The 12324-nt window shown below is 35.7% G+C and carries 14 protein-coding genes; 13 read left to right on the forward strand and 1 reads right to left on the reverse strand.

Annotation, left to right across the window (positions count from 1 at the left end):
* Positions 1–112: 112 nt before the first annotated feature.
* The 7 genes from rpmE (at position 113) to RBU59_RS18065 (ending at position 5529) form a co-directional block, all read left to right on the forward strand.
* Entirely contained in the window at positions 113–322 is a 210-nt protein-coding gene (gene rpmE / locus RBU59_RS18035) for a 50S ribosomal protein L31 (protein ID WP_308143875.1), read from the forward strand.
* Positions 323–504: 182 nt separating this feature from the next.
* Positions 505–1869 (forward strand): DUF1385 domain-containing protein, encoded by a 1365-nt coding sequence (locus RBU59_RS18040; protein ID WP_308143876.1) that lies wholly within the window; start codon positions 505–507, stop codon positions 1867–1869.
* A gap of 37 nt (positions 1870–1906) precedes the next feature.
* The gene (prmC, locus tag RBU59_RS18045; protein WP_308143877.1) at positions 1907–2758 is read left to right on the forward strand and encodes a peptide chain release factor N(5)-glutamine methyltransferase; all 852 of its coding nucleotides are present in this window, start codon (positions 1907–1909) and stop codon (positions 2756–2758) included.
* A gap of 146 nt (positions 2759–2904) precedes the next feature.
* Complete coding sequence (gene prfA / locus RBU59_RS18050) at positions 2905–3978, forward strand: peptide chain release factor 1 (RefSeq protein ID WP_308143878.1); 1074 nt, start codon at positions 2905–2907, stop codon at positions 3976–3978.
* 141 nt (positions 3979–4119) lie between these two features.
* A complete protein-coding gene (locus tag RBU59_RS18055) occupies positions 4120–4290 on the forward strand; it encodes a hypothetical protein (RefSeq protein ID WP_308143879.1) in 171 nt (56 codons plus the stop codon).
* Positions 4280–4612, forward strand: coding sequence for a helix-turn-helix transcriptional regulator (locus RBU59_RS18060; RefSeq protein WP_308143880.1), 333 nt, complete (start codon positions 4280–4282; stop codon positions 4610–4612). The genes RBU59_RS18055 and RBU59_RS18060 overlap by 11 nt, the downstream gene beginning before the upstream one ends.
* Before the next feature lie 47 nt (positions 4613–4659).
* Positions 4660–5529, forward strand: a complete 870-nt coding sequence (locus tag RBU59_RS18065; RefSeq protein ID WP_308143881.1) for a methionyl aminopeptidase — start codon at positions 4660–4662, stop codon at positions 5527–5529.
* A gap of 120 nt (positions 5530–5649) precedes the next feature.
* Here RBU59_RS18065 and RBU59_RS18070 read toward each other — a convergent pair whose 3' ends face one another.
* Positions 5650–6600 carry a DUF1097 domain-containing protein gene (locus RBU59_RS18070; protein WP_308143882.1) on the reverse strand — a complete coding sequence of 317 codons (951 nt, stop codon included), beginning with the start codon at positions 6598–6600 and terminating at the stop codon, positions 5650–5652.
* Positions 6601–6866: 266 nt separating this feature from the next.
* Here RBU59_RS18070 and RBU59_RS18075 point away from each other — a divergent pair, with 266 nt between their 5' ends.
* The 6 genes from RBU59_RS18075 to RBU59_RS18100 all read left to right on the forward strand — a co-directional run bounded on the left by RBU59_RS18075 (position 6867) and on the right by RBU59_RS18100 (position 12295).
* Positions 6867–7679, forward strand: a complete 813-nt coding sequence (locus RBU59_RS18075; protein WP_308143883.1) for a TrmH family RNA methyltransferase — start codon at positions 6867–6869, stop codon at positions 7677–7679.
* A gap of 282 nt (positions 7680–7961) precedes the next feature.
* Positions 7962–8399, forward strand: coding sequence for an NfeD family protein (locus RBU59_RS18080; protein WP_308143884.1), 438 nt, complete (start codon positions 7962–7964; stop codon positions 8397–8399).
* A 2-nt stretch (positions 8400–8401) separates the two neighbouring features.
* Positions 8402–9334 (forward strand): SPFH domain-containing protein, encoded by a 933-nt coding sequence (locus tag RBU59_RS18085; protein WP_308143885.1) that lies wholly within the window; start codon positions 8402–8404, stop codon positions 9332–9334.
* Between the two features lie 360 nt (positions 9335–9694).
* Positions 9695–11299 (forward strand): chemotaxis protein CheA, encoded by a 1605-nt coding sequence (locus RBU59_RS18090; protein WP_308143886.1) that lies wholly within the window; start codon positions 9695–9697, stop codon positions 11297–11299.
* 67 nt (positions 11300–11366) lie between these two features.
* Complete coding sequence (locus RBU59_RS18095; protein ID WP_308143887.1) at positions 11367–11804, forward strand: chemotaxis protein CheW; 438 nt, start codon at positions 11367–11369, stop codon at positions 11802–11804.
* 2 nt (positions 11805–11806) lie between these two features.
* Positions 11807–12295: a chemotaxis protein CheW gene (locus tag RBU59_RS18100; protein ID WP_308143888.1), complete on the forward strand. Its 489-nt coding sequence runs from the start codon at positions 11807–11809 to the stop codon at positions 12293–12295.
* Positions 12296–12324: the final 29 nt, after the last annotated feature.

The following is a 12324-nucleotide window of genomic DNA, read 5'->3' on the forward strand; positions in this document are numbered from 1 at the left end:
ATTGCAATAATTTACAAACTATGCTATAATTAAAAAGCTGTTTAAAAGATGATAATAGTTTGACATTCGGTCAACTTTTAAAATTTAAGTTAGATTATGAAGAGGTGAAATCATGAAAGAGGGAATCCATCCTAATTATTACCAAGCAAAAGTTGTTTGTAACTGTGGTAACGAATTCGTTACTGGTTCGACAAAAAATGATATCCACGTAGAAATTTGTTCTAAGTGTCATTCATTTTACACTGGACAGCAGAAAGCAGCTGCAGCTCGTGGAGCTATTGATAAGTTCAATCGTAGATATGGCCTTAATAACGAAAAATAGAAAAACGGTAACATATCCATGTTAAAAATCAGGTTGAGGTTTCAGAATCTCAACCTATTTTTAAATTTCAGGAATCTGCAAAAATAACTTCACTATATGATAAATGAACAAAATAAGGGAACCATAAATTATTTATGGTATTTTGCGGCTTTTTCAGCGGCAGAAGAGAGGATGTGCAGTATATGAAACCATCAGGAGTTGGCGGACAGGCTGTTATTGAAGGCGTAATGATGAAAAATAAAGAACAGTACGCTGTAGCTGTAAGAAAACCCAATAATGAGATTGTAGTAGAGAAAAAGACGTTCATTAGCGCTGCAGAAAAGTATAAATTATTCAAACTTCCTATTTTCCGTGGGATGTTAGCCTTTGCTGAATCTATGATTATAGGTACCAGAACATTAACATTTTCAGCTAGTTTTTTTGAAGAAGAAGAGGAAGTTAAACCTAGTAAAATGGACCAGGCGTTTTCCAGGATTTTTAAAGAAAAGGCTGAAAGTGTCATTATGGGAATTACTTTTTTTATAGCAATCGTGTTGGCAGTTGGAATCTTTATTGTACTCCCCGCCTTTGCTGCCAATTTATTAGGTGATATGATTGAGTCTGAAACCATAATAGCTATCGTAGAGGGCATTATCCGTATACTGATTTTTATAGCTTATATTGCAGCAATCTCCCAGATGAAAGATATTAAGCGAATGTTTATGTATCATGGCGCGGAGCATAAAACCATAAATTGTTTGGAACAAGGATTTGAACTAACCATAGAAAACGTAAGATGGCAGTCAAAGCAGCATAAAAGATGTGGTACCAGCTTTATGTTTATCGTTATGTTCGTAAGTATCATATTTTTTATATTTATCCGTGTGGATCAGGAATGGCTGCGTTATTTAATTAGAATATTATTAATTCCGATTATTGCAGGGGTATCTTATGAGTTTATACGTTTTGCCGGCAAGAGTGATTCAAAAATTGTAAATGTCTTAAGCAAACCGGGGATGTGGCTGCAAGGTCTCACTACCAGAGAACCGGATGATGATATGATAGAAGTAGCTATCCAGTCTGTGGAGGCGGTATTTGACTGGAGAAAATTCCTGGGTATAGATTCTGTTAGTGAAGATAAAGACGAAACTCATAATAAGAAAAATTCAGGAAAGAATCATAATCAGAATAATAAAACCCCAAATAATAAACAGAACAAAAATCTCTCAAATAATAAGCAGAATAAAACTGTAAATAGTAACATAAATAAGAAACAAACAGAACAGAGCAATAACCAAAATAATAGTCAAAACGGCGGCAAACTTGATAAAATAGAACAAATTGAAGTAAAGTCAAATAAGGACAATAAAAAGAATATTAATACCTCAAATTCATCAAAGAAAAAAGCAATATCATCCGATGATGCACTTAAACAGTCGGTTGAAGAAACGGCAGTTAGTATGCAAAAGACTTCAAAAGTACCGGTTCATCCGGCCTTTGAGGAGGAAGAGGATGAAATTTTAAGGGCTTTAGACCGTTATCTTGTGAGCAAAGAGGAAGAAAAATAATATCTGATATAATTAGCATATAGGTAAGGATGATAGTATGATAACATTAGAGAATGCATTAAATCAGGGAAAAGCTGTGCTTAAGGGAAAAGGGATAGCGGATTGGGACATAGATGCCTGGTATTTATTCTCCTATTATTTTCAAATTAACAGAACCCAGTTTATTTTGCATTCCCAAAAGGATATAACGGAGGAGCAGCTTAGTTTATATCTTGAATTAATTCAAAAACGCAGTGAGCATATTCCTTTACAATACATTACCAAAGAGCAGGAATTTATGGGTCTTAAATTTCATGTTACGGAGGATGTACTGATCCCTAGGTTAGATACTGAGATACTGGTGGAAGAAGTCTTAAAGGTATCAGCGGGCAAAGACATACTGGATATATGTACCGGTTCCGGTTGTATTATTATCAGTTTATCAAAATTAGGGAAGGTAAAAAGTGCCGCAGGTGTTGATATCTCGCCAAAAGCATTAGAAATAGCCAGGGAAAATGCAAGTAAACTTAAGGCAGATGTAACTTTTATTGAGAGTGATATGTATACACAAGTAAAGGATAGATATGATATAATAGTATCAAATCCACCTTATATACCTACACAGGATATTGCAGTATTGATGAGGGAAGTGAAAGATCATGAGCCGATTTTGGCTTTAGATGGAAGTACAGACGGACTGTATTTTTATAAAATTATAATTCATGACATTAATTTATATTTAAAACCGGATGGTTATGTTTTTTTTGAGATAGGATATAATCAGGCAGAAGCTGTCAGTGAATTATTACGGGAGGCGGGAATTACGGATATTAATTTAAAAAAGGATCTGGCCGGACTTAACCGTGTTATAAGCGGCCGGTTTAAAAAAACCCAGGAGCCCTTCACTTAGCTGTGTATCATTTAAATCATTTGGGAAAATTCACTTAATTTTAAAGGGCAGTATATATTTATAACTAAAACGGTATAGATGCAGTGAATCTTTCGGGTATAAATAAAATGAAAACAGTATGTGTAATTTGAATGGAGGACTATAAAATGTTTGATAAATTAGAGGATCTTTTAATAAGATATCAGGAGTTAGTGGATGAATTAAATGATCCGGGTGTAGTAAATGATCAGAACAGATTCCGCAAGCTCATGAAAGAGCAAAATGATTTAACGGATATTGTTGAAAAATATAAAGAGTATAAAGCAACAAAAGCCCGTATTGAAGACAGTATTGCTATGCTTGAAGAAGAAAGCGACGAAGAGATGCGGGAATTGGCAAAAGAAGAATTAAATGAATGCAAACAAACTCTTACGGTTATAGAAGAGCAGCTTAAGATTCTTTTATTACCAAAAGACCCCAACGACGAAAAGAATGTAATTGTTGAAATCAGAGGCGGTGCCGGCGGTGATGAGGCAGCTTTATTTGCTGCCGAGTTATTCCGTATGTATACAAAATATGCAGAAAGACAACGCTGGAAGATTGATATGATGAACTTAAATGAAAATGGTTTAGGTGGATTCAAGGAAGTTGTCTTTATGATAAACGGTAAAGGTGTTTATTCCAGAATGAAATACGAAAGCGGGGTTCACCGTGTACAACGTATCCCGGTAACTGAATCCGGCGGACGTATTCATACCTCCACTACAACGGTAGCAATCATGCCGGAAGCAGAAGAAGTGGATGTGGAATTGAATTTAGGCGATTGTAAATTCGATGTATTCCGTTCCTCAGGCAACGGGGGACAATGTGTTAATACTACAGACTCCGCAGTACGTCTGACACATCTACCTACTGGTATTGTAATCTCCTGTCAGGATGAAAAGTCCCAGTTAAAAAACAGGGATAAGGCACTTAAGGTTTTACGTTCTAAATTATATGAATTAGAATTAGAAAAAGCCCATAATGCAGAAGCCGAAGCCAGGAAGAGCCAGGTAGGAACCGGTGATCGTTCTGAGAAAATCCGTACCTATAACTTCCCTCAAGGACGCGTGACGGATCATAGAATTAAATTAACTCTTCACAGGCTGGATTCTATATTAGATGGTGATATGGATGAAGTAGTAGACAGCCTAATTGCAGCCGACCAGGCAGCAAAACTGGCAAATATGCAGCAGGAGTGAAAGCCTGGTCGGCTTGCGACCAAGGCAGCAAAACTGGCAAATATGCAGCAGGAGTGAATACGAATGTAAGGATGCTTAAGAAGACTATAGCGGTTAAAGACTGCTATATGTCTTCTTTTATCATATGAAAGGGAGGAAAGTATGATTATAAGAATTATTAAGGGAAGCAGTGATTATTCGGATGATTGTGAAGAGGCATTGGTCAATTCAGAATTAGGAAAAAGACTATTCGTTAAAGTGCAACTAATGTCAAGCGTGAACCAAGATTTTATGTTACTGTTTAAAGAAGGAGTGATTAACAGTGTCGGTTAAAACAATTGAAACTATGATTAATTGGGTAGAAGATAATATAGAAGAGGGACCTACCTTAGAAGCGATGGCGGAATATGTAGGTTATTCTTCTTATTACTGTTCATCCAAATTTCATGAAGTTGTGGGAATATCATTTAAGGAATATGTTAGAAAGCGTAAGCTGGCGCTGGCAGTAAAGGAATTAAAAAATACGCAGAAAAGAATTTTAGACATAGCGATTCAATATGGATTTTCCTCAAACGAAGCCTTTACCAGAGCCTTTGCCAAATTATATGGCTGTTCACCGAATGAATATCGGAAACAAAGCAATTACAGCAGATAAATGATATTCTAAAGTTAATAACTCCTAAAAAAGATAAGGAGTTTGTTATGAGAATAAATAGAAATGATAATTGTTGGTGCCAAAGCGGAAAAAAATATAAGTACTGTCATCTATCTTTGGATGAAAAAGTGGAAGAATTTAAACAAGCAGGATATGTCGTGCCAAAGCGGAAATTACTTAAAAATATTGAACAAATAAAGGGAATCAGAGAAAGCGGCAGAATCAATACCATGATTCTGGATTCAATCAGTGAAAAAATAACATCAGGGATATCTACAGAAGATATTAACACTTATGTACATGAAAAAACGATACAGCTCGGAGGTATTCCGGCTACACTTGGATTTGAAGGGTTTCCGAAAAGTGTATGTGTTTCCATCAATAATGAAGTATGTCATGGAATACCCTCATCAACCAGATATTTAAAAGATGGTGATATAGTAAATGTAGATGTCTCAACAATTTATAATGGTTTTTATGGTGATTCCTCAAGAATGTTCTGCATAGGAGAAATATCTTCTGAGAGGAGTAATCTGGTAGAAACAGCAAGGAAAGCTATAGAAGCTGGCCTTAGGGAAGTCGGTCCATGGAAAACTTTAGGTGATATGGGTCAGGCAATCAATGATTTTGTTAGATCAAAAGGATATTCTGTGGTTTCTCAAGTAGGGGGACACGGTATAGGATTAGAATTCCATGAAGACCCTCATGTCAGTTATGTAACAAAGAAAAACACAGAAATGTTAATGGTTCCAGGTATGGTATTTACAATCGAGCCGATGATAAACAGAGGTAGGCCAGAGGTTTACGTAGATAATAAAAACGGCTGGACGATCTATACGGAAGATGGTATGGATTCAGCACAATGGGAGATAATGGTGCTGATTACGGATAAGGGATATGAAATTTTGGCCCATTAAATACAGCAAACCGATTTTTGTATAAGGGCAAATAAGCGAGAAATGAAAGAGGGGCGGCTGTGATTATTAAAACATGTCTAAGAGAAAGATATGTTCTATAATTACAGCCGCCCATAGGCATTAACCAATTAATTTCTTGGTAATATATTTTCCACTGCTGCTCTGATAAGCAGAAATAAAGGTAGAGACAGTACCAACGGCAGTAAAAAGATATCCTGTTGCCAGATCGGCATAAAAAGATCTGCTGATTTCCGGATACTCACTGATAAAGCTTTTGACAGACCGGATAGCTGAAAAAATATCAATATTATCGGTATCTTTAAAAGCATCATATATAGAATATCCATAGGATATGTAGGTTGCGGCATATACCATAATTATTGTGATTGCTATAGTAGAAACGAAACCTAAGAGATTCAGCTTACCGCCAAATAATTCAAAGCCCTTGATGATACACACCGCTAAAACGATTCCACATATGGTAGCAATGTAGCCAAGTGCATATATGGCAACCCAAAGGGCTACTCCAATTAAAGAGCCGATTAAGGCGCCTACCAGGCCTGTGATCACATTTCCTTTTTTTCTTTTTACAGCTTCTTTTAAATCATCTAAACTGTCGATTGTTTTGTTATAACAATTTTCACATCCGCATAAGGTTTTTCCATTAATCATATAGGTGGAGACTTCCGTAACCTCCCCACATATCTCACAACAGGTATCATATGCATTATCCCTTGCGAATTCAATAACCTTATCCAATACAGAAAGAATATTATTCTGATTGCTTTTTGCCTTCCCGGTCATATTAACTTCTAAATTAAGACAATATCCCTCTAAGAATACTTTTTTAATCAACTTCTTGTCATATGAAAGTGTTCGAATGAAGTCATCCATTTTATTGCCCTGAGTATAGTCAGATGCTTTTATCGGAAGACTGACGTAGTAGCGGCGGTTATGCGGATCTTCTTTCACTGCAACCTTATAACCTTTATAAAGACCCCACATCACTTTAACCTGCTTGTCATAGGATAAGCCCAGTTGTTCAGATACTCGTGCTAATTCTGTTTTCATATTTATGTTTACCTCCCTATTATACAAATTAAGTATAGAAGAAAAACAGGGAGAATTCAATCGAATGTTGTCGTAATAGGAATAATTTGCTACTTAAATGCCATTGAAAAAACACTATCGAAAAATTGACAGGTTGTTTAAATTGACCTATAATAAGGTACATAAAACTTATCAGAGCTTAATATAACCTGAATAGAAATATAAACCTTCCAGAACTTACCCGGTAGACAGGAAGGTTTTTTATATGATAAAAAGAAGGAGCCAGTATGATTACCAGTTCATCCAATTCACAAATTAAAAATATTATACAATTACAAAAAAAATCTAAGACAAGGACGGAGCAGGGAGCTTTTGTAACGGAAGGTATTAAAATGTTTGAAGAATCAAAAGACGGCGGATATCTGATTAAAGCCTATGTTTCGGAAATGTACTACAATGAAAAGCTTGCAGAGGACGCAGAGTATTTTAAAGGATTTCCTTATGAGGTTGTGGCTGACGGAGTTTTAAAAGAAGCCTCGGATACGTTAACTCCTCAGGGTATTATGGCAATCGTTAAAAAACCGGTTTATGATTTGGATAAAATAATTACTGATTCACATGCTAATTTATTGCTGCTGGAAGACATCCGTGATCCAGGTAATCTTGGAACTATTATTCGAACTGCAGAAGGTGCAGGTTTTACCGGAATTATAATAAGTAAAACTTCCGTTGATATGTACAATCCCAAGGTAATCCGATCGACAATGGGTGCTATATATCGTATGCCCTTTATATATGTTGAAGATTTTAAGCAAACTTTAAATCAGATAAAAAGAAATCATATTCCTGTCTATGCGGCGCATTTAAATACGGACTATAATTATGATGAAGTAAACTATCCGGAGAAATGTGCTATATTAATAGGGAATGAAGCCAACGGATTAAGTGATGAAATAGCAGATATGTCTGATCAATATGTCAAAATTCCAATGGAGGGCAGTGTGGAATCCTTAAATGCTGCCATTGCTGCCGCAATACTAATGTATGAGGTATATCGTCAAAAAAGAAAAAATAATCAGGATTCAGGTACTTTAGAATAAAAAAAGTGTGATTGGAAATTATTAAGATTAATCAGATTTTACCCGATATTAAATATATAATAATTTAAGACCGGATAAATGATAAAGGCAGCTTATCTTTTATTTATGTCAGATTATCATATTAGGTTTTTAAAATCCGGATTAAGTAAAGAATTCTTTACTTTTACATTAAAACCAAATTAGAAATAGATTAAATAAAGTAAAATCCAGGAAATATCCTTGTAAATTTAATCATGTTGCTGTAAAATCAAAGTATGGATAGAAAATGGAAGGGGGTAAAGTATGAATTCAAGTTATTGGTTAATTGCATTAGCAGTTTTTTTAGTGATAGAGATTGCTACATTAGGTCTTACTACAATCTGGTTTGCCGGCGGAGCATTAATTGCATTTTTATTGTCCCTGGTAACGGATAACTTTATCTTAGAATTTTCAGCTTTTATTATAGTTTCGTTAGTACTTTTATTTTTTACCAGACCCATTGCGCAAAGGTTTTTTAATAAGCAGCGGGTTAAAACAAATTATGAAAGCCTGATTGGTCGTCATGGTAAAGTAATTGAGAAGGTCGATAATTTTAATAATTCCGGACAGGTGACCATTAATGGCCAGGAATGGACAGCAAGGGCATTAAACAATCAGAATATTATTGAACAGGGTAAACGGGTCATAATAAAAGATATAGCAGGTGTTAAATTAATAGTTGAAGAAGTGGAGGATTTATAATTATGGAATATGTATTAATAGTATTTGTGGTGCTTGTACTGGTGGTATTGGCATCCTGTATTAAAATTGTACCTCAGGCCCATGCATATGTAGTTGAAAGGCTCGGGGGGTATCAGGCTACCTGGAATGTTGGTATCCATATAAAAGTTCCTTTTATTGACAGGATAGCAAAAAAAGTACTGCTGAAGGAGCAAGTTGTAGATTTTGCACCCCAGCCTGTTATTACAAAAGATAATGTCACCATGAAGATAGACACGGTAGTATTTTTTCAGATTACTGATCCTAAATTATTTGCTTATGGTGTTGAACGGCCCATCATGGCAATAGAGAATTTAACCGCAACTACATTAAGAAATATTATCGGTGATCTGGAACTGGACCAGACATTAACTTCAAGAGAAATTATCAATACTAAAATGAGGGTAGCTCTTGATGTGGCAACGGATCCCTGGGGAATAAAGGTTAACCGGGTTGAATTAAAGAATATTATACCACCTGCGGCAATTCAGGATGCAATGGAAAAGCAGATGAAAGCAGAACGGGAGAGAAGAGAAGCTATCTTACGAGCTGAAGGAGAAAAAACTTCTGCGATTCTTGTATCAGAAGGAAAAAAACAGTCTGTTATTCTCCAAGCAGAAGCGGATAAAGAAGCAGCTATCTTACGTGCAGAAGCGAAGAAAGAAGCCACTATAAGAGAAGCAGAAGGCCAGGCAGAAGCAATTCTTGCAGTGCAAAAAGCCAATGCAGACGGTATTCGTTTCTTAAATGACTCCAATCCGGGTAATGCTGTTCTTCAGCTAAAGAGTCTGGAAGCATTTGCGAAAGCTGCTGATGGAAAAGCTACTAAAATAATTATCCCCTCTGAGATTCAGGGTATTGCAGGATTGGTAAAATCCTTAACGGAAGTCGGGAATGATACAAATATCGCCGAATAAATAAATTATAAAACTATAAAAAACATGAATTTCTATCAAGAGGAATTCATGTTTTTTTTGTATTCTATAATGAGGGACATCAAGAAAACCGTTACTGTTCACTTCCCTGCAAAAAGCAGCAATTTCGTGAACAATAACACGCTTCGCGTTGTTGCCTGTGAACAGTAACAAAACCTATAATTCGACATAATATATTATATATTGACAAACCGACAACAATATTGTAACCTATGCTTGAGTTAAATATGTCCAGATATGGGATAAATGGCCATAATCTTAGTTATTTTTTTATCCATGGGTAGTATTTAAACGGATATTTTATGGTAGGAGATTAACTCATATAATTAAAAAGATTAGGTGGTGATTAATATTTCCGAATATAATACCAATGACCCTTTATTAGATATGTTTTTATTTGAAACATTCCAGCTAACAGAGCAGTTAGAGCAAATTATTCTTAATTGCGAAAGTAAGGAATGTTTTTCTTTAGAAGCAATAAACGAAATTTTTCGTATTATGCATACGATAAAGGGTTCATCGGCTATGATGCAATTTTATCCGATTTCTACTCTGGCACATTCCATTGAAGATTTATTCTATTTTCTCAGAGCTGAGAAACCGAAACTCATAAATTACTCAGCTCTTTCTGACATCATTCTAAAAAGTATCGATTTTATAAAAGAAGAAACAGAAAAAATAAAGCAAGGACTACCTGCAAATGGTAACCCTGATATGCTTATCGAAATATTAAAAGGCCTTTTAACCAATCTTAAAGAAAAAAATAGTTCACACGTTTCGATAATAAAGGAGACTGGGGAAAATACCATAATAGAGGAACTGCCAAACGCAGGAGAAAATGTTTCCTGCACATATGAATATAGGGCTCTTATCCACTTTGAAGAAGAGTGTGAGATGGAGAATATGCGTGCATTTTCCGTTATTCGTGATCTTAATGATAAAGCCGCCGAAATCAGTTATATTCCTGAGGACATACTGGAAGATGATTTCAGCTCTAATGTTATACGCCAGAATGGTTTTATTATCAAATTTAAATCAAATTACGAATATAAAATACTTTACGAATTTCTAATGAAGACAGCTTTTTTAAAAAGTCTGGATCTGATTCAGCTTAATCAAATGGACGATAATTTACCAATATGCAGTAAAATTGACGAAATTACATATCAAGATACAGATTCTCTTCAATCGACTAAAGAAACTGCCCAAGATACTATTACGGTAAAAGAGAATCAACCGGCTTCCATACAGCAAAGTATCATAAGCGTGAATGTGGCGAAACTGGATAGACTTATGGATCTGGTCGGTGAGATGGTGATTGCGGAAGCAATGGTAATACAGAATCCGGATTTGTACGGACTTGAGCTTGAAAACTTTAAAAAAGCATCCAGGCACCTTAGTAAAATTACTGGTGAAATGCAGGATATGGTCATGTCGGTAAGAATGGTCTCCCTATCACCAACTTTTCGTAAAATGCTCAGAATTGTACGGGATATGAGTAAAGATCTGAATAAAGAAGTAAAACTGGAAATTATTGGTGAGAATACTGAAGTTGATAAGAATATTATTGAGCATATTTCTGACCCTTTAATGCATCTGGTAAGAAACGCTCTTGATCACGGGATTGAGAAACCGGATGAGCGTTTGAAGAAAGGAAAGCCCAGGCCTGGAACAATTACTTTGGAGGCCAGAAATTCCGGCAGTGATGTACTGGTTATAGTAAAAGATGATGGAAAAGGACTAAATAAGGATGTAATTCTGAAAAAAGCGGCAGAGAAAGCACTTCTTCCGGATAAGTCAGAACAATTAACGGATAAAGAGATATTTAATTTAATATTCCTGCCTGGTTTCTCAACGAAAGATAAGATATCAGAGTATTCTGGACGCGGTGTGGGAATGGATGTCGTTATGAAGAATATTGAGGCAATAAACGGTTTTCTCAATTGATAGTATTCCGGATGCAGGTACAACCATAACAGTTAAAATCCCGCTTACACTGGCAATCATTGATGGCATGAATATTAAAATCGGTAATTCTTATTATACGATTCCTACCATGTCCATAAAGGAATCTTTCCGGCCGGGTGAGAGGGATGTGTTTACGGACCCGGATGGGAATGAAATGATAATGATAAGAGGTTTATGTTATCCGGTAATAAGACTGCATAAATTATTCTCAGTAAGAACCCAGATAGAGGATATCTGCAGTGGAATTATAATTATGCTGGAACATGATGGAGAGGTTTTTTGTTTATTTGCTGATGGCTTAATCGGTCAGCAGCAGATTGTTGTTAAATCTCTTCCGGACTATATCCGGAAGTTAAAGAAAACACAGGCTCTGGCTGGATGTACATTATTAGGTGACGGCAGTATCAGTCTGATTCTGGATGTAGGGGGGATTATCAAATCGGCGGCAAGTCATAAAAAATTAACCACCTTTGGAAAGGAGTAAAAATGGAAGAAATCGAAATTGATTGGGAAGAAGATACCCAGAAAGGAAAATATCTTACCTTTTTTGTGGATCAGGAAATGTATGGCATTGAGATTCAATATGTGAAGGAAATTATAGGGCTGCAGACAATAACCCAAATCCCGGAGCTCCCCGAATATATGATGGGAATAATTAATCTGAGAGGGAAAATTATACCTGTGATGGACATAAGACTCCGCTTTAAAAAAGAACCAAGAGAATATAATGACCGTACCTGTGTAATTGTTGTGGATATTGATAATATGTCCATCGGCTTAATTATTGACAGTGTATCCGAAGTGCTTACTATTCCGGAGCAAAATATCGAGAAACCACCAATAATCGGGAGAGGGTTCCAAAACAGGTATATTAAAGGAATTGGGAAAGTAGATAACAGTGTTAAATTATTACTTGATTGTCATAAGTTATTTACGGAAAATGAGTTGAATGATTTAAATGAATTATACGAATAAACGATTTTTATCTTATTAACTTAAGGAGG

Origin of the sequence: Anaerocolumna sp. MB42-C2, assembly GCF_030913705.1 — a bacterium.
In the GTDB taxonomy this organism is placed as follows: domain Bacteria; phylum Bacillota; class Clostridia; order Lachnospirales; family Lachnospiraceae; genus Anaerocolumna.